Origin of the sequence: Acetobacter persici, assembly GCF_018256955.1 — a bacterium.
Lineage (GTDB): Bacteria > Pseudomonadota > Alphaproteobacteria > Acetobacterales > Acetobacteraceae > Acetobacter > Acetobacter persici.
In genome coordinates, this window is the sequence record NZ_JAERKU010000011.1 from 1 (window position 1) to 18,644 (window position 18,644).

General features: G+C 50.8%; 17 protein-coding genes. 7 read left to right on the plus strand and 10 right to left on the minus strand.

Going from position 1 to position 18,644, the window contains the following annotated elements; translation table 11 throughout:
- Positions 1–63 precede the first annotated feature (63 nt).
- A protein-coding gene (locus JK199_RS11635) for an IS3 family transposase (protein WP_237915129.1) occupies positions 64–1,214 on the plus strand; the annotation gives its coding sequence in 2 pieces (ribosomal slippage) (positions 64–322 and positions 322–1,214; 1,152 coding nt in all).
- Here JK199_RS11635 and JK199_RS15980 read toward each other — a convergent pair.
- Complete coding sequence (locus tag JK199_RS15980; protein ID WP_212376093.1) at positions 1,176–2,594, minus strand: TonB-dependent receptor plug domain-containing protein; 1,419 nt, start codon at positions 2,592–2,594, stop codon at positions 1,176–1,178. The two genes, JK199_RS11635 and JK199_RS15980, sit on opposite strands and share 39 nt — an antisense overlap.
- Before the next feature lie 327 nt (positions 2,595–2,921).
- Between JK199_RS15980 and JK199_RS11645 the strand changes: the two genes are divergently transcribed.
- Complete coding sequence (locus JK199_RS11645) at positions 2,922–3,359, plus strand: DOPA 4,5-dioxygenase family protein (RefSeq protein ID WP_212376096.1); 438 nt, start codon at positions 2,922–2,924, stop codon at positions 3,357–3,359.
- Entirely contained in the window at positions 3,356–4,585 is a 1,230-nt protein-coding gene (locus JK199_RS11650; RefSeq protein WP_212376099.1) for an MFS transporter, read from the plus strand. Before JK199_RS11645 ends, JK199_RS11650 begins: the two co-directional genes overlap by 4 nt.
- 87 nt (positions 4,586–4,672) lie before the next feature.
- On the opposite strand, the gene JK199_RS11655 is transcribed toward JK199_RS11650, so the two are convergent.
- The 3 genes from JK199_RS11655 to JK199_RS11665 form a co-directional block, all read right to left on the minus strand.
- Complete coding sequence (locus JK199_RS11655; RefSeq protein WP_212376102.1) at positions 4,673–5,953, minus strand: SLC5/6 family protein; 1,281 nt, start codon at positions 5,951–5,953, stop codon at positions 4,673–4,675.
- Between the two features lie 141 nt (positions 5,954–6,094).
- Complete coding sequence (groL, locus tag JK199_RS11660; protein WP_212376105.1) at positions 6,095–7,720, minus strand: chaperonin GroEL; 1,626 nt, start codon at positions 7,718–7,720, stop codon at positions 6,095–6,097.
- A 33-nt stretch (positions 7,721–7,753) separates the two neighbouring features.
- The gene (locus JK199_RS11665; RefSeq protein ID WP_212376108.1) at positions 7,754–8,053 is read right to left on the minus strand and encodes a co-chaperone GroES; all 300 of its coding nucleotides are present in this window, start codon (positions 8,051–8,053) and stop codon (positions 7,754–7,756) included.
- Between the two features lie 556 nt (positions 8,054–8,609).
- Here JK199_RS11665 and yghU point away from each other — a divergent pair.
- Positions 8,610–9,470, plus strand: coding sequence for a glutathione-dependent disulfide-bond oxidoreductase (gene yghU, locus JK199_RS11670; protein WP_212376111.1), 861 nt, complete (start codon positions 8,610–8,612; stop codon positions 9,468–9,470).
- Positions 9,471–9,541: 71 nt separating this feature from the next.
- Here the strand turns inward: yghU and JK199_RS11675 are convergent, their stop codons facing one another.
- The 5 genes from JK199_RS11675 to cysE all read right to left on the minus strand — a co-directional run bounded on the left by JK199_RS11675 (position 9,542) and on the right by cysE (position 14,434).
- Complete coding sequence (locus JK199_RS11675; RefSeq protein ID WP_212376113.1) at positions 9,542–9,967, minus strand: DUF6691 family protein; 426 nt, start codon at positions 9,965–9,967, stop codon at positions 9,542–9,544.
- Complete coding sequence (locus JK199_RS11680) at positions 9,964–10,383, minus strand: YeeE/YedE family protein (protein ID WP_212376116.1); 420 nt, start codon at positions 10,381–10,383, stop codon at positions 9,964–9,966. The genes JK199_RS11675 and JK199_RS11680 overlap by 4 nt, the downstream gene beginning before the upstream one ends.
- Before the next feature lies 1 nt (position 10,384).
- Positions 10,385–11,974, minus strand: coding sequence for a cysteine desulfurase (locus JK199_RS11685; protein ID WP_212376118.1), 1,590 nt, complete (start codon positions 11,972–11,974; stop codon positions 10,385–10,387).
- On the minus strand, positions 11,958–13,337 hold the full coding sequence (locus tag JK199_RS11690) for a family 2B encapsulin nanocompartment shell protein (protein WP_212376121.1): 1,380 nt from the start codon (positions 13,335–13,337) through the stop codon (positions 11,958–11,960). The genes JK199_RS11685 and JK199_RS11690 overlap by 17 nt, the downstream gene beginning before the upstream one ends.
- A gap of 230 nt (positions 13,338–13,567) precedes the next feature.
- Positions 13,568–14,434, minus strand: coding sequence for a serine O-acetyltransferase (gene cysE / locus JK199_RS11695; protein WP_212376124.1), 867 nt, complete (start codon positions 14,432–14,434; stop codon positions 13,568–13,570).
- A 1,052-nt stretch (positions 14,435–15,486) separates the two neighbouring features.
- Between cysE and JK199_RS11700 the strand changes: the two genes are divergently transcribed.
- Together JK199_RS11700 and wrbA are read left to right on the plus strand one after the other, a co-directional pair.
- Positions 15,487–15,930, plus strand: a complete 444-nt coding sequence (locus tag JK199_RS11700) for a DoxX family protein (protein WP_212376127.1) — start codon at positions 15,487–15,489, stop codon at positions 15,928–15,930.
- A gap of 133 nt (positions 15,931–16,063) precedes the next feature.
- Positions 16,064–16,660, plus strand: a complete 597-nt coding sequence (wrbA, locus tag JK199_RS11705) for an NAD(P)H:quinone oxidoreductase (protein ID WP_212376131.1) — start codon at positions 16,064–16,066, stop codon at positions 16,658–16,660.
- A gap of 131 nt (positions 16,661–16,791) precedes the next feature.
- Here the strand turns inward: wrbA and JK199_RS11710 are convergent, their stop codons facing one another.
- Positions 16,792–17,712, minus strand: a complete 921-nt coding sequence (locus tag JK199_RS11710; protein WP_212376134.1) for a LysR family transcriptional regulator — start codon at positions 17,710–17,712, stop codon at positions 16,792–16,794.
- Between the two features lie 196 nt (positions 17,713–17,908).
- On the opposite strand from JK199_RS11710, the gene JK199_RS11715 reads away from it, so the two are divergent.
- A complete protein-coding gene (locus JK199_RS11715) occupies positions 17,909–18,610 on the plus strand; it encodes a pirin family protein (RefSeq protein WP_212376137.1) in 702 nt (233 codons plus the stop codon).
- The last annotated feature ends 34 nt before the right edge of the window (positions 18,611–18,644 follow it).

Genomic DNA, 18,644 nt, shown 5'->3' on the forward strand with positions numbered 1-18,644 from the left:
TGACGTGCCCCCCGAAAATGTAACCATTTAAAAGTAGAGTCCGATCGAGAAGGATACGGACGAATGAAACGCAGTCGTTTTACGGAAGAGCAGATCATAGGGGTGCTGAAGGAACAGGAGGCTGGGCTCAAGGTCTCTGATCTTTGCCGCAAACACGGGATCAGTGATGCGACGTTTTACAAATGGAAGACCCGCTATGGTGGCCTTGAGGTATCTGAGGCCAAACGACTGAAGGCCTTGGAAGATGAAAACGGTCGTCTGAAGCGTCTCCTGGCGGATGCGATGCTGGATAATGCGGCGTTGAAGGAAATTGTTGGAAAAAAGTGGTGACGCCTGTCGCAAAGCGGCAGGCGGTCCTACACCTTCAAAAGGCTCTGGAGGTGAGTGAGCGTCGCGCCTGTGCCCTTGTTGGTCTTGCCAGGCGTGTTGCGCGGTATGTTTCCACCCGGGCAGATGATGCCACCCTGCGCCAGCGCCTGCGTGATCTGGCGAGCCAGAGACGCCGCTTTGGCTATCGCCGCCTGGGTTATCTTCTGGCACGCGAAGGGTTCAGCCCCAATCACAAGAAGCTGTTCCGTCTTTACCAGGAGGAAGGGCTGAAAGTCCGCCATCGGGGCGGCCGCAAGAGGGCACTGGGGACGCGTTCTCCCATGACCATCCCTCAGGAACCCGGGCAGCGCTGGAGCCTGGATTTTGTCTCGGATGCCCTGATCTGTGGCCGCCGGTTCCGCATTCTGGCTGTTATCGACGATTTCAGTCGCAAGAACCTGGCATTGGTTGCCGACACGTCATTATCAGGTGGACGTGTGGCGCGGGAACTGACGGCCCTGGTGGAACGATATGGCAAACCCCTCATGATTGTCAGCGACAACGGTACGGAGTTCACATCCCATGCCATCCTGAAATGGGCGGATGAGATGAAGGTTGAATGGCACTATATCGCCCCCGGGAAACCGCAACAGAACGGCTTTGTCGAAAGTTTCAACGGCCGGTTGAGGGATGAATGCCTCAACGAGACGCTGTTCACGTCTCTCAGCCATGCCCGACAGGTTCTGGCTGACTGGCGGGAAGACTACAATACGGTGCGTCCCCATTCCCAGCTGGATGGCAGGACACCGGATCAGATCGCCAGACAAGGGTCTCGGGGGCATGCCCCCGAGACCCTTGTCATTCCATCAACCCCAAGCCATAAAAAACGGGAACTCTCCTTTTAAGTGGATACAAAAAAGGGGGCACGTCAACCGCCTTACATCCAGATCACCCGTGAAACGCCCATAATTACGGTTTCCAACATGGAACGCTGTCTGTGAACCGGGATAGGAGAGAGCATAGTTTGCTGAATGGGTAACACCAACGTCTATGTCGTCCTCCCCATATGTACCACTCAGATCCCAGTCCCATTTCCCGGTCTTCCATTTAATGCCGCCGGTGGCAGAAAAATCGTTCTCCTTCATCGTCTCATACGGGTTAAATCCATCCGGATAGACTGAGTATAATCCGAGATTAGATTTAAACACGGTATTGGGCAGACGATAATTTTGTACTGAGGCAGCATCCCGGTAAGAATATGTGCCAAAGGAATAAAATGTTATGCTCTTTGTAAGATCATAGCCAGCATTCCACGCAAACTCCCCAAGAGTACTGGACGGTGAGCCAACATTTTTCCATGGTGTATTATTTCTTCCCGCCTCCTTAGGATTAAGGTGCGTTCCGGCAGGCAGCGTATTACCTGATCCCAGCGCGACCAGAGCGCCAGTTGTATTGCTGACAGCAGGGTAGGACAGATAACCAGATTTAAGTGGAAAATTTCTGGACGCCATATCCTGCCGGTTAAATTCCGCAGAAAGATGAACAAACCCTTTTCCATGGTCAAATGAAAAGCCTTTATCTGCCCTCACATAACCATTGGTGCCTCCTCCATCATACGTTGAGCCACCCTGCCCGCTGAATGTCCCTTTGGTATCTTTTTTCAAGACAATATTGATAACCCCGGCCAGAGCATCTGAGCCGTAAATTGCTGATGCTCCATCACGCAAGACTTCAATGTGATCAATTGATGCGGTCGGAATCAGAGACAAATCCGTGGCAACGGAACCGGGAAAGCCGTCCTCATTCACAACCGCCGTCGTATGCCGGCGCTTACCGTTTACAAGAACCAGAGTATAAGCCGGGTCCATGTTACGAAGTTGCGCACCACGCACCATGCTCCCCAAATCTGGCTGTACAAGCGCCGGCACGTTAAATGACGGCAGCAACCGCCCCATTGCTTCCAAAATATTGGTTGCACCAGTTTGCGCGAGATCTTTCTGACTAATTAAATCAATCGGAGCTGCACTGTTATGCACCGTGCGTCCATTGGCTCTGGTGCCGGTTACAACAACAGACTCTGCGGACTGAGCATCATTCTTGTCTCTATTTGTATTTTTCTCTTCATTTACATTATTTTTTTTGCTTTTCCCGCTTTTTAATTCTTTTTTGCTAAAAATTGCAACTGAAGAAACATTCCCGTCTTCAGCAAAAGCCTGAGCTACGGGCATGACAGAGCAGAACGTTATAGAAATACCAATCAGTACAGGACTATGTCTTTTTTCCACTCGCCAACGCTCCACATTTATGAGGCTTTACGCCCCTAACATCGTCACTGTGCCATCCCAGGGTCCGGCTCTTTTGGTTCCCTGTTTCACTTTTTTGTTCGTATTTCTTTTTTATGACTCTATTCAATAGTGGTTTTTTCATAGATCGCGATATTTTTTGAACTTAGGCTGGGAATTTGCAAAAAATAGCAAAAATCCGATTTGATGTCTCTATATAACTTATTGTTTTTGTTATCTTTTTATATTTCTTAATTTTTAATGTTGTTTTTTGACAACACGATAAAAAAATGTATTTAATGTGCGAGAACTAGTCTGGAGAATACAATTATGACGAAAGATGCGCTCTCCCTGGAGCCTCGCTCAATCCATGACATTGCAAGCTGGCATGCTCATATCTATTTTGACGAAAGTACTGCGGCTCAATCTCGCATCATCCGCGACTGGGTTACGCAAAATTTTGTTGTCGAGATTGGTCCATGGCACGATCAGGCTTTTGGTCCACACACATCCCCGTCCTGGTATTTCGGCTTCACCAAGGAGCAATTTTCAGAAATTGTTTCATGGCTTAGCCTCAACCATAATGGCCTGAGAATTCTCATTCATCCGAATACGGATAACCCTCTGGCAGATCACATCGTTGCAGGTCTCTGGATTGGTGACCGTCAACCGATCAATACTGAACGCTTGCCAAGGTCACTGAAAGCGCTCGGAGAAAAGCCTGAAGAAATTACACCCAATAGCTTTCCACCTGGTCTGGCAAAATGAGTGCCAACTCTCAGCAGGCTCAGACCGGAACATTTCTGCCGCATCAGGAGAGGCATCACACTCCAAAAATTATTGCTGTTTCACTCATTGGTGCGTCTATGGGTGCAGGAACGCTGTCCGCAAGTGCTTTCAGCGTTTTGTTGCCTGCTATTACCCAGACGTATCATTGGGGGCAGGCAAAAGCCTCTTTTGCCATCACATTTGAACACTGGAGCGGAGCAGCAGGCGGAATCCTGATCGGCTTTTTGATCGACCGGTTCGGGATCAGACGCACGGTACTTCCTCTGGCACTCTTGTCTGGAATTATTTTAACTCTTATCAAAACAACCGGCTCAGACATCTGGCAATTCTGGCTGTTCTATGCGCTTTTAGGCATTATTGGGCCGGGAATAGCGCCCTACAGCAAATTGCTTTCAGGATGGTTTTCCAACCGAAGAGGGCTTGCCCTTGGTAGCTTTGGAAGCGGCATTTTCCTCTCAATGATGATAGCACCTCAGGTTGTCCGCAGTTTATATAACGCCGTAGGATGGCAGAACGCCTATGCGGTGCTCGGACTAGCCTCTCTTGTGACATTGCCTTTTCTATTTGCTTTTTTGAAGGACCCTCCGAAGAGTGCAGGGCAAAAAACCCCATCGCTGCCGGGGAAAAACCTGCATTATGCTCTGCGAACACCGATCTTCTGGCTCTTGTTTGTAACAGTTGCAACCTCCATGTTTGTCGATCAGGCACTCTTCTCACAGTATGTCAGTATTTTTTTGAATAAAGGTTTCTCTCTGAATATAGCGACGACTCTGCTTTCCTGCGTTGCCGCAGGGGCTATTCTGGCCCAGATTATGGTTGGCTGGCTTCTGGATATTCAGGACAGACCCCAAATTATTGTTCCTTTTGCACTTATGGCTTTTATCGGTCTGATTGTCATTCATATCTCCAAAACCCCTTTCCTTCTGTTTACGGCATCTTTTTTACTGGGGTTAGGGTCCGGGGGTGAGACAAGCATGACATCCTATTTTGTGGGCCGGTATTTTGGGTTGTCTCATTTTGGAAAAATTTATGCCTGTCTCTATTCCCTGATCGCGATTGTCGCAGCGCTTTCTCCGCCGGCAATAGGCTGGATTTATGATAAGACTGGTTCGTATTCAGGCGGTCTCCTGCTCCTGGAGATTATTGCCCTTCTTTCTTTGGGAGGCTTCATTCTTCTTCCCGCTTATACCTATCCAAAAAGATAATTCCGGAACTCATGAGACACAGCATTTTTTCAGCATGGAAATTTTTGAAAAAATAACGCCCTATAAAATTTTTATAGGGCGTACTTTTTATGACAAGAATTTAAAAACGGGAGAGATACATAAAAGGAGCCCTATAAACACCACGAAATAAACGCCATAGCCTCTGTAAGGTTTTAATTCCGGCACTTTGTAGACAAGCCATGCCGGAACCAGACAACCAAGGATACCAAAAATGGGGCTGCATAAAACGGTAAAAGATAGGACAGGAAAATTACCGACTATGGCAGTCCATGAGAGAAGGATCGAAAATAGCATAATGCCGTAAGTAACCTGTTTTTCAGGAAGCTCCTTTTTACTGTTATAATGTTTTATAACTGGCGCAATGAGCCCATAACATGCTTCCTTAAACCCCAGATAAACCCCAAAAAATGCTGTCATGACCGCAAAGATATTCAACACGACTCCAATAATACTGGCCCAGCTTCCGGGAAAATTTTGTGCGGTGACGGCAAGTGCGGAAATATTCTGTTTGTAGGCTGCAACTGCGGCCTCATGCGGCAAAGAAAATGTAAAAGACAGCGCATAAAAAAATACGGTTATAAAAAGAACACCAAATGCAATATTCATTGCACGAAGAGACTTGTAACGCACCACTTCCAAAGATTTCTCTTTTGCCCTGTATGCGATCACCATCGGGCTGAGTGTCTGGATAAACAGAATGGACGTCAGCGTAAACGGAAGCGTGATAATTGTTTCCTTTACCAGAGGCCCAAACGCAGGGAGCCCTGTAATATAAGACGCATTCCACCGCGATACCATAAAAAGCCCCAGCATCCCAACGATGGCGAGTTTTGTCAGCACCATAAAAGATGAAAACCGAAAAAGGAGGCGTTCTCCACGCGAAGCCAGCAAGACCAGTATGGTCACAAGCAGGAGGCCATACCATGCCTGCTGAGAAAGCAACGTGCTGGTCAGGCCAAAGCTTTTTAAATAGGATGCGCTGTCACGCGTGATAGCGGTTGCATAGACGAACATCCATATTGTCAGCATCATCAGATACACAAGGCCCAGGACAAGACCCCAGCGTTTCCCAAGGTAGCTGGCTATCATTTGTGGATAGCTCTGGCTTTCTCTGGCTCCACAGAGTGTATTAATAAACAGCCTCTGAAAGAGATACATTCCCGGATAGCCAATGGCGGAAGAGAGCAAAAATACCCACAGCCCCACAAGACCCACCTGCACAGGCAAAAAAACAATCCCTGCACCAATTGCCATGCCTATACTCATAACAATCCAGCCCAGATCAGTCTCATCAAACTGAACGTCACTCCCTTTCATCTGGCTCGGGCTCTTTCTGGTTTTTGTCATCGATAGTTTGTTCTTTCCTGATTTCATCTCACACTAATTTTTCAGAGCCCATAAAAATGGAAGCACGTACAATGTAGCACTATAAAAAAGGGCACCGCCATAAAGCGATGCCCTCTCTCGTTCACTCACAGGGAACGATCTTCAGAATCCGTGATCTGCCCCCGGCGGTGCTGATGGCACTTTGGGCTCCGGCTTGTCCGTCACAAGAACTTCTGTGGTGAGGACAAGGCCGGAGACAGAGGCCGCATCCTGCAAGGCCGTCCGGACAACCTTGGTCGGGTCGATAATCCCGGCAGCAACAAGGTCCTTATATTCACCAAGCTGCGCATCAAACCCATAATTGTAGTCAGAATTTTCCAGAACCTTTCCCGCAACTACAGCTCCGTCTTCACCCGCGTTGGCAGCAATCTGGCGCAGCGGGGCCTGAAGTGCCTTGCGCACAATATCTCCGCCAACGCGCTGATCGTCATTATGGAAGTGCAAATGCGCCACCACCTCTGTCGCACGGGCCAGAGCCGTCCCGCCGCCGGGCACAATACCTTCCTCAACCGCGGCGCGGGTTGCGTTCAGGGCATCATCCACACGGTCACGCCGTTCTTTGACTTCCGTCTCGGTTGCCCCTCCGACACGGATAATCGCAACACCCCCGGCAATCTTGGCCAGACGTTCCTGAAGTTTCTCACGGTCATAATCAGACGTGGTATCAGCAATCTGCGCTCGGATCTGCCCGACACGCGCCTTGATGACGTCCTCCTGCCCTTCCCCGTCCACAACGGTGGTATTGTCCTTGTCGATTACCACACGCCGTGCCTGCCCAAGCTGGGACAGTGTGGCGTTTTCCAGCTTGATCCCCAGCTCTTCACTGATAACCTCCCCCCCAGTGAGAATGGCAATATCTTCCAGAATGGCCTTACGCCGGTCCCCAAAGCCGGGCGCCTTCACAGCGGCAATCTTCAGACCACCACGCAGTTTGTTCACCACAAGTGTCGCAAGGGCTTCCCCATCCACATCTTCCGCGATGATCAGAAGCGGCCGCCCGGATTTCACCACTGTTTCCAGCAGCGGGAGGAGCGACTGGAGAGAAGAGAGTTTCTTTTCATGAATCAGGATGTAGGGATTTTCCAGATCAGCAATTAACTTTTCGGTATTCGTCACGAAATAGGGAGAGATATAGCCCCGGTCGAACTGAAGCCCTTCAACAACGTCCAGCTCTGTCTCAAAGCCTTTGGCTTCTTCAACCGTGATCACACCATCCTTGCCTACTTTCTGCACAGCGTCAGAAATAATACGGCCAATTTCCACTTCGCCATTGGCTGAGACAGTTGCAACCTGAGCGGTTTCTTCGTGGCCAGAAATCGCTTTGGTACGCTTACGCAATTCCTCAATAACAGCTTTGGTAGCGTGCTCAATTCCACGCCGCACATCCTGCGGGTTAAAGCCCGCTGCAACAGCCTTTAGCCCCTCTCTGGCGATGGACTGAGCCAGCACCGTGGCGGTGGTTGTGCCATCGCCTGCCAGATCATTTGTCTTGGTGGCCACTTCACGCACCAGTTGCGCCCCGAGATTTTCAAATTTGTCAGCCAGTTCAATTTCCTTGGCGACAGAGACTCCATCCTTGGTAATGCGTGGCGCACCGAAGCTCTTGTCCAGAACAACATTGCGCCCCTTGGGGCCAAGCGTCACCTTGACGGCATCGGCCAGAATATCAATGCCTTTCAGCAGGCTGGCACGGGCGTCGGTGGAAAATTTTACGTCTTTAGAAGCCATTTTCTTTTCTCTCTTCTCAATACAGATCTTAAATTACGAGGCGTTTTCCAGAATACCGAACAGATCAGCTTCTTTGGCAATCAGCAGATCCTCACCATCAATACTGACCTCCGTGCCAGACCATTTACCAAACAGCACATGATCCCCTGCCCTGACACTCAGAGGTACAACCTGCCCGTGCTCATCACGCGCGCCCGGCCCTACGGCCACGACAACGGCTTCAACAGGCTTTTCCTTAGCCGTATCAGGGATAATAATGCCTCCGGCTGTTTTGTCCGCCGGGGTAATACGACGCAGCACAACACGATCCTGCAAAGGACGAAACTTACTCATGATCTTTTAACTTTCCTGAATAGGATCAAATCTCTCTCAGGCCGACGTGGAAGACGCTCTGGCCCGACGGAACTGCCGGGTAATCTGACGACTCAGAGATCCGGAGTGATCGAGACGTTGATTATGAAAGGATTTCACAGCCTCATGCACAGCGTAAAAACGCTGCGGGCACGGCTTGCAATCCTGAATGAAAGAACCGACAAAAACACCATCGATTTCAAGAACGTGGGATGCCAACATCACACTCTGCCTTCTGCGCATCTTGCGGAGCCGACAGTTTTCCGTCGGCGAATTTAGCCCGGACCGCGGTCTGACGACCGATCGCGGCTACATCGGCCCCAAACCGACATTCGGTATCTGCTGTGCATAATACGTTGACTCCACTGGAGACATCAGAGTGTCACAAACCGAAACCGATGATTCCACCAACTAGAAATGTAGTCAATCTGTTAAATCATATTATTTTTGTGGTTTTTTATAAACACGGTTTAATGCGTTGTTTTGTGCGCAGGCGCATGCCATCCTGATGGCCTACACCCTACAATGGACTCTTTGCATGAGCGACAAGCACACACCCTATCAGCCCCCCAAAGTCTGGAAATGGGAGGGCCCGGACGGCAGCAGGTTTGCTGCTACAAACCGGCCTCTTGCTGGAGCAACGCATGAGAAACCTCTGCCTGTTGGGCGGCATCCGCTCCAGCTTTATTCTCTTGGCACACCCAACGGTGTGAAAATCACCATTCTGCTGGAAGAACTTCTGGCTGCGGGATATGGGGACGCCGATTATGATGCCTGGCTCATCCGTATTTCTGAAGGGGATCAGTTTGGTTCCGGCTTTGTGAGCATTAACCCGAATTCAAAAATTCCCGCTCTCGTGGATCATAGCGTTCACCCGCCGCTTCGGGTTTTTGAATCCGGTTCTATCCTGCTGTATCTGGCAGACAAATTTCAGGCCTTTATCCCGCAAGATCTGCATGGCCGTACCGAATGCCTCAACTGGCTCTTCTGGCAGGTTGGTAGTGCGCCTTATGTTGGCGGCGGCTTTGGCCATTTCTACGCTTACGCGCCTGAAAAGCAGGAATATCCGATCAACCGCTTTACTCTGGAAACCAAACGGCAACTGGACGTGCTGGAACGCCGCCTTCAGGAAGTGCCCTATGTTGCTGGTGAGACCTACAGCATTGCGGATATCGCCATTTTCCCATGGTATGGCGGTCTGGTAGAAGGGTGGCTTTACGGTGCATCAGAGTTTCTGGGGGTGCAGGCCTACCCGCACGTCAAGGCGTGGGCAGACCGCCTGCTGGCGCGCCCTGCTGTCCAGCGTGGCCGGCGTGTTAACCGCATTACCGGCCCGGCAGAAGACCAGTTACCGGAACGTCATGACGCCGCGGATTTTACGGCCAGACCCAAGCCCTAAAGTCTGGTCTGTGCGGCCCCTCATTCCGATTGTCTGTTTCCGCAGCCCGCGACAGCAGACAATCGGTTGCATTATCGCGCACGGGCAGTCTGTAAATACTGCGTACCTTTCCAGCCCAGCAGGATACCTGCAACCAGAAGCCACGCTTTCCAGCCGTCCAGTCCGAGCAGAACAAGGGCCGGACCGGGACACACGCCGGTCAGCCCCCAGCCAATACCAAACAGGATTGCCCCCACCACAAGAGCCACATCAGGCGGCCAGCGCTTCGGCCAGTGTCGCGCCTTATCAGACGCGGGGCCTGTAACCTGCCGGTGACGAAGCCACCAGAAACCGGGAAGCGTGACAGCAACGGCGCCTCCCATCACAAAAGCCAGAAGAGGGTTCCACGCGCCGGTCACGTCCAGAAAGCCCAGTACATTTGCCGGGTCTGCCATCCCTGACACCATCAGGCCGAGAGCAAAAATAAAGCCGCAGAAGGCGGATGCCATAGTCTTCATGGAAACCAGCTCCCGCTATGCTGGGAAAAGACAACAAGCCCGGCTGTTCCCATAAAAACCAGAACCGCAATTAAAGAACGTCCGGATAGATTTCCCAACCCACATACGCCATGACCACTGGTGCACCCATTGGCCAGTCTGGTCCCGGTGCCTGTCAGCAGACCCGCGACCAGCAGACGTTGCCACCCCAACTGGCTGAAACTTGCTGGCACCAGAACGCCCATACTGCGCATGACAACCGCGGCACCCACTACACCCGCGAGAAACGCCCACCGCCAACTCCCTGCGGAGCGTGAAACAGCATTCCCCAGAATACCGCTGACACCAAGGATATGCCCCGTCGTCGCCTTCAAAAAAACGGCGGCACTCCCTATCAGAAGACCGCCGCCGAATGCAGTCAGAACTGCAAAAGTCATGTCAGTGCCTTATCAATGACCTGAGTGCTGAGACCAGAGCATCTACATCCTCAAAACTGTTGTAAAGGCCAAAAGAAGCCCTGACCGTGGCCTCCACACCAAAACGCCGGAGCGCAGGCTGCGCGCAGTGGTGCCCGGAGCGCGCAGCAATGCCATAACGGTCCAGATATTTTGCCACGTCCGTCACATCATGCCCTTTGACCACAAAAGACAAAACACTCGCCTTGGCCGCAGCCGTGCCGATAATCCTGACACCCGGCAGACGCTCAAATTCAGAAGTAGCATACTCCAGCAACGCATGTTCATGCGCGGCAATAGCTGGCAGGCCTATCTGCTCCAGATACTCTACAGCGGCCCCCAGACCAACAGCCCCGGCTATGTCTGGCGTGCCAGCCTCGAACTTTTCGGGAAGCCCCTGAAACTCCGTGTGGGTAAACGTAACATCCCGTATCATGTGCCCACCACCCTGCCAGGGTGGCATAGCCTCAAGGAGCCCGCGTTTACCATACAGAATGCCAATCCCGGTCGGGCCGTACACCTTGTGGCCAGACAGCACCAGAAAGTCTGCATCCAGCGCGGCCACATTCAGTGGCAAATGGGGCGAGGATTGCGCTGCATCCACCAGAACCGGCACACCATATGCGTGGGCCAGCGGGATAATCTGCTCAATTGGATTGATAGTGCCCAGCGCATTGGCAACATGCGTCACCGCAACAATTCTCGTACGTCCAGACAGAAGCGCCGCAAACTGTTCGAGCAGAAGCTCGCCTTTGTCGTTCACAGGAGCCACCCGTAAGACGGCTCCTGTCTGTTTGGCCAACAATTGCCACGGCACAATGTTAGCGTGATGCTCGATTGTGGTGATCAGAATTTCATCACCAGCACCGATATTGGCCCGGCCGTAGCTTTGCGCTACCAGATTGATGGCTTCCGTTGTGCCTCTGACAAAAACAATCTCCGCGGCCTCGCGCGCACCAATAAAACGCCGGAGCTTTTCCCGTGCCCCTTCAAACGCATCTGTGGCGCGCGCTGCGAGGGTATGCGCTGCACGATGGATGTTTGAATTATCACGCTCATAAAAATGAGAGGTCGCATCAATCACAACGCGTGGCTTTTGCGTTGTGGCGGCATTATCCAGCCAGATCAGCTTATGTCCGTTGACCGACTGGTTGAGGATAGGAAAATCGTTCTTAATCTGCCGGATATCATACGCGGACAGTATTTTTCCTGTATTCTGTGATTTATCCTTCAAAAAATACGGTGTAGCTGAAACCTCTTCTGACAGAGGCGGCCCGGAAGGCCGGGCTGGCAGCGAGAATGCTCCAGAGAAAAACGGGGAAACAGCTTTTTCGGAAAGAGCGCCAAACTGAGTGTCTGGCGACGCAGTGGCTGTCACCGGTGTTCTTGACCATACAGGCTCATACCCGGACGCATCTGCTCCTGACGCAAACGCTGGCGCCGTAAGCTGCGGGCGACCAAAGGGAGCAGCGTCAGCCGCCCCCTCATTCAGAACATCCTGAAAGGCACGGGCAAGAAGAGTCTGATGCGCCGTGATGGGCGGCACATCGCCAGCATCAGGGTGCGTAGTCATAATAATTTCCAATCAGCACATTATCGAGCCGGGCAATTGCATCTTCAACCAGAACAGCCGCCGAAAAATAGCGTGTAATCAGATGTGATGCGACCGAGAACTGGTCCGTCCCGCTATAGCGCACGGAAAGGCCCGGCTCGACCTCGCCCGTAATCCCCGTATTATGCAACCCAATGACGCCCTGCTCTTCCTCACCGACACGAAGCAGCAGAATACTGGTTTCTCCAAATTCAGAAACCGGAATTTTGTCTGAGGGAACAAGAGGAATGCCACGCCATGTCAGAAAGGCTGACCCAAAGAGGGTGACTGTTGGCGGCGGGACGCCCCGGCGCGTCGCCTCACGACCAAAGGCGGCAATTGCTTTGGGATGTGCCAGGAAAAACCCAGGCTTTTTCCACACTCTGGTTAAGAGTTCATCCAGATCATCCGGCGTGGGCGGACCGCTCCGTGTGGGAACCCGCTGCGCGATCGCCGTTTCACGCAGCAGACCGAATTCCGGGTTATTCAGAAGCTCCCATTCCTCACGTTCCCGAATCACGTCTATGACCACCCTGACCTGCTCCCGCAACTGATCAAACTCGTTGCTGTAAAGGTCGGTAATACGGGTGTGGGTGCGCAGAACAGTTTGCAGGGAGTGCAGATAATATTCGCGCGGGTGATCCTGATAATCGACGAATGTTGTAGGCAGTTTTGGCTCACCATCAACACTGGAAAGCACCTGAATAGCGGCCTCTCCATACTGGTTGACACCAACCGCAGGCTCTCCTTGCTGGTCGATCTGATCAAGCGCGCCTGATAACCAGGGATAGTGCTCCGCCAGAGCCGGAGAAAGTGTCACGATTGTTGTGTCACCCGTGGCGACAAGCGGGCCATGGTGCGCATCGTGCCGCACAATCCCGCTTTGACCCGCGGCAAGAAACAGATGCCTGATCTGCCGCCCTTCCGGTGTTGTTGCGTTCTGCTGAATCTGCCCGTTCACAACAATCAGCAGGCTGCCATCATCAATCGAAAGCTCTTTTCCTGCGGGCAGCTTATGCGATTTAAATACCTTGCTGACGGCCTGAATATCCTCTGGCGTCTGTCCCGCAAAGCCGGGGAAAAGAGACAGACTTTCAGGAGTGGGGGCCAGCGTACGGTCATTGCCCGAAAATACCACACCCGTGAAACGGGACGACACAATGCGGCGTCTGTTAACACGGAAAACACCGCCTCCTACATTCACCCATGGCAAAAGACGGTGCAGCCAGCGCGGCGTACGCTCCAGATTCTGGACACGCGTAACATGTGCTGTAGAAAGCTGCCTTGCAGACAAATTACGATCAAGCGCAGATGCACCAGCGGACGTAGGCTGAATCTCAGTCATGAACTGCCAGACCTTATAATTTAAAAATATAAAAGAAAAATTCTTTATTTATTGGTTTTATTTAACAACATCGAATCGGAAGGCGAACCGGATAAACCATTTTATCGCTCCATCGTATTTTCGGCATACCTCAACAGGCAACCGTGACTCTGACCGTAACACCCTCATATCAAAAATCAATAGAAAAACGATATCATTAAGTGTGTTTTTTTATATCACTATTATGTTTGTTATAATATATAGTCGATGGCAGGAAGAGACTGATCGAATGTCAGTGCAGGCAGATGGGTATGGCGTCCCACAACCTGCGCCGGGTTCCCAAAGACACTGGTAAACTCGGGAACATTTTTTACAACCACTGAACCGGCACCCACTTTGGCTCCTCGGCCGATTTCAATTGCGCCGAGCACTTTACTGCCCGCACCAATTATGGAGCCCTGGTATACTGTTGGATGGCGTTTACCGCTTTCCTTTCCCGTGCCACCTAAAGTAACACCTTGGAAAAGAACAACATCATCCTCAACACGCGCTGTTTCTCCAATTACAATGCCTGTCCCATGATCCAGAATAAGGCGCTCGCCCAAAACAGCAGCCGGATGAATATCAATGGCCCACCGTTCGGAAATAAGACTCTGAATAAATCTGGCTGCGGTTTCTTGATGTTCTATCCATAGTCTATGCGCAATCCGATAGCATTGGAGGGCATGATATCCTTTAAAGTTCAGAAAAGCTGTTCCATAATCATGCACCGCAGGATTACGATCATACAACGCATGCAAATCTGACTGCGCCATTAGAGAAAGGTAAGGAAAAACCTGATAATATTTTATGAAAAGACTAAAGAAATTCAAATCACTCTCTGCGCCAGAAGACAATTTTCCTGCCAGTAAGGAAGACAGCGCAAGCGCAAAGCACGCATCAGGATCTGCGTTTGCAATATTATGGTATTCAATAAAATCCTTTAAAAGTGGGTTCGGCTCCCTGCTCAGGATACCCCATATAGTCTGAGCACCAGCTTCTCCAGACGCGCCGACAGACGATAATAAAGACTTGTTTCCAATTTCTTGTTTGCTCGACGCATAAGCCTGATCTCCCATTGTGAGCCATCGCTTCCAAAACCATTTTTAAAGATTGTTTTCTTGATCTGAATTCTTTCTGCATTTGCAAAGAGAATCAGTCCGTGGTTTTGTCAGTTGAGACACTCAGGCAGAAAAAGCACCGTCCGAATAGGAACAGACAGGATCGCTCTCGCACTCTGGGCGAAGGACAAAAGATTTATAGCCATAATAAAAGCAGTCAGATTAGGAAAAAGGGATCAGTACCCTGCTGCACAGCTCAGGTTACCATATTGTCGAAAACAGTCTCCTGTTATCGGCCGCCCATACAACATCGCAATACCATAGCGACTGGTAGCAGATGATCTTTCTGGAAAGTCATCACATCCTCTCTTCCAATCACGCCACTTAGCCTGAGCGGAGAGACCCTGTCAAATAATTATCTATCATTTTAGTATTTTTGTCATATCACTAAAATAAATAGTTGTTATTTTTGTATGCTTGGGCTCTTACTCAGTCTTGCCCTGCCACCCCCGACTGCCAATGCGCTCTTCGTATAACGTCCCAGAAGACCAATCTCCCGCTCAGCATTCTGTACGGCAGCCAGTTTATGGCATGCCGTCCTTCACGACCAACGCATGGCAACATGAATTGCTCATAGGCAACGCAGATCAGTGTCCGCCTATCAGGATACAGGAATACAGGGAAAATCTTTCCGTCTTATGGAAAAGGCCTCAGGCAGGATGCTGTGTCAGAAGAACGTGAAGCTCTTCTTTCATACGGTATCTTATTCCTCTTCGATAAACTGCTTATTATGCGAATAATCTCGGCGCACTGACCATGTGGATAGACCGGCCTTGCGTTCCGGGCGTCAGGCATTCAAGCAATTATTACATATGCTCGCCTGCCTTATGCTCGTTCGTCCGCGCCCCTACAGCAACGCCTGTAAAGCTTATGCCCGTCATAAAACCTTTAATGTAAAAAATGGAAACATTGTATTTAGTCCATTTCTATTTATCGCTCAATTAGGCCAGCCTAAAAACAAGCAGCGGCAGCAAATAACACGCTGCTTTTCTGATGAAAGATCCACCACCATGAGCCTGTCTCTCCCGCGCGATCCTGTTTTGCTGGCATCACGCCTGCTGCTTGCCATGCTCTTTGTCTTTATGGGCTGGGGCAAACTGACTGGTTTCTCTGGCACCGTGGCTTATATGGCCACAACTGGCGCACCATTGCCTTACCTGTCTTCCATTATCGCTATTCTGGTTGAGCTGGGTTTTGGTCTGCTCATCGCCCTAGGTGCCCTGACCTCTCCCGTTGCCATTATTCTGGCACTTTACACACTCGCCACGGCGTTTATTGGCCACCATTACTGGACGTTCTCTGGAATGGAACGATACGATATGTGGATCCATTTCTACAAAAACTTCAGTATTGCTGGCGGGCTTCTGGCTCTTGCGGCTACCGGGCCCGGTCATTTCTCCATTGATGGGATTTTGGCAAGCACTACACAGAGCACCACGGCCAGAAAACTCTGAGAATACGCAATCCCAAAACAGGAAACTGAGTGTTTCCTGCTTTTACATATCGCTTCCTTACACAGGGCCTATCATGATGGAGACTCTGAAAACTTTACGGAAACTGTTATCAACACCAAAGGAGAAATCCAAAATGGCTAAAATTCTTGTTCTTTACTATTCATCTTACGGGCATATCGAAACCATGGCCAATGCTGTCGCCGAAGGCGTGCGGGCAGCAGGTCTTGAGGTTGATATCAAGCGTGTTCCTGAACTGGTACCGGAAGACGTTGCCATAGCCCATCACTTCAAAACGGCGCAAAACGCACCAATTGCAACACCAGACGACCTGCCAAATTATGATGCTATTATTATCGGCGCGCCGACACGATTTGGACGGCTTCCAGCCCAGATGGCAAACTTCTGGGACCAGACAGGAGGCTTGTGGCTCGCAGGAGCACTGGTTGGAAAAGTCGGAGCCGTTTTTACCTCAACCGCGTCTCAGCATGGCGGGCAGGAAACCACCCTGTATTCCCTGATGTCTAATCTGATCCACCACGGCATGATTATCAGTGGCCTGCCCTACAGCTTTCAGGGTCAGCTCAGGCTGGACGAAGTTACTGGCGGCTCGCCCTATGGGGCCACCACACTTGCCGCAGGAGATGGGTCGCGCCAGCCAAGCGCCAATGAACTGGAAGGAGCAAAGTTCCTTGGCCAGCATGTCGCGGGTATTGCCAGAAAACTGAGCTGAGAATAGTGCCTCAATTCAGGAAGGCTTATTAATTGCCAACCCATGTCATTCATCAATGGCATGGGAATTCTCTTTCAAAGAAATTTTTTTAGAATACAGAAACAGACAAATCTTATGCCCGAATCACATGTTTATTTTGCCTGGCTCAACCATCCCGGCTGACTAAAACATTCCACAAGATAATCCAGCAAAGCCGTAACCCTCATTGGTCTGAGCGCGCTGGATGGCGTGACGAGATACAGCGCAATAGACGGCGCATGCCAGTCCGGCAGGATCCGCTCAAAAAGGCCGGATGCCAGACCTTCCCCTACCATGAATTCGGGAAACAGACCAAAGCCCAGTCCAGCCTTCAAGGCAGGAAGAAACGCTTCCGCATTATCTGCACGGAATCTGGAAGTTTGCGTCAGAACAAATTCTTTTCCATTTTTATTATGCTGAAGACGAATTTTTCCGGGCGCTGACGTGTTGGTGTAGACAAAGCTTTTTTGAGCTTCAAGATCCCGTGGATGCTCAGGACGTCCCACCCGATCCAGATAAGCAGAGCTTGCCACCAGTAAAAGCTGAACTTCGCAGAGTTTCCGTGCCCGCAACGCAGAGTCTGCAAGAGACGCAATACGGAGTGCGACATCGTATCCTTCCGCCACGAAGTCAACAAGCGTGTCACTGAAATCGACAGTCACATCAATATCCGGGTATTTGGCAAGAAAGGCAGGTAAAACAGGCGACAAATGGCCTATGCCGAAAGACATCGGGGCCGCAATCCTGACCAGTCCGGAAGGCCGTTGCGTGCCTCCGCGTGCTTCTGTTTCCGCTGCCTCTGCTTCCACCAGAATACGGTTCGCGTGCCCCAGCACCGTCCGCCCCGCTTCTGTAAGAGACAGGTGGCGGGAATTCCGATTAAACAGTGCAACGCCGAGTGTTTGTTCCAGACGACCTACCGCTTTAGATACAGTCGGTTTGGAAAGCTGGATCTCTTCTGCTGCGCGGGCGAACGAACCGAGTTCAGCGACTTTTGCAAAAATAGCCCATGCTTCAAAATCAGGGAGGCGCATCAGACGATCTCGCGAAAGAGTTGATAAGGATAATGTCTATATCGTGTTTATCAGAACGTGTTTGCATTTTCTGGATACAAAATACTCCATATCACAAAAATGGAAACGATATCTTTCCATGATTTCTATATCCTCCACACTCGCCCGTGCTTAACGTCTCATCAGATACTTACGTACCAAATCGGGAAAGCATGTTATGATTGAAATCCGCCCCTATGACACACTTGGCCACGCCAACCACGGCTGGCTGGATGCAAGGCACCATTTTTCTTTCGCCCATTACTATGATCCCAGCCGTATGAACTGGGGCAGTCTGCGCGTCTGGAATGATGATACCATCGCACCGGGCACCGGCTTTGGTACTCATCCGCATGAAAATATGGAAATCATCACGTATGTTCGTGAGGGCGCTATCACGCATCAGGACAGCCTTGGCAATAAAGGGCGCACTGTGGCCGGAGATGTGCAGGTTATGTCCGCAGGAACGGGTATCCGACACAGCGAACATAATCTGGAAGATGTCACAACTCGGATCTTCCAGATCTGGATCATGCCCAATCAGGCAGGTCACGCACCGTCATGGGGCGCTCGTGCTTTTCCGAAAGACGACAGTGCTGGAAAATTTTTTACTCTGGCATCAGGTTTCCAGAATGACGGCGATGCCCTTCCCATTCACGCCGATGCACGTGTGCTTGGGGCAACATTGAGAAAAGATCAGATAGCTGACTACCATCTTGGCACGGAAAAACTTGCCTACCTTGTGGTTGCCAAAGGCTCGGTTGAGATTGAAGGCAGAAAAATTAGTGAAGGCGATGGGGCTGCACTCTTGGAGATAGATATTCTCAAAGTTCGCGCCCTTACGGATGCCGAAGTCGTTCTTGTCGATACAGCAGGCTAAAGTCCTGATGGAGCAAAGAAGAACTGGATATTTC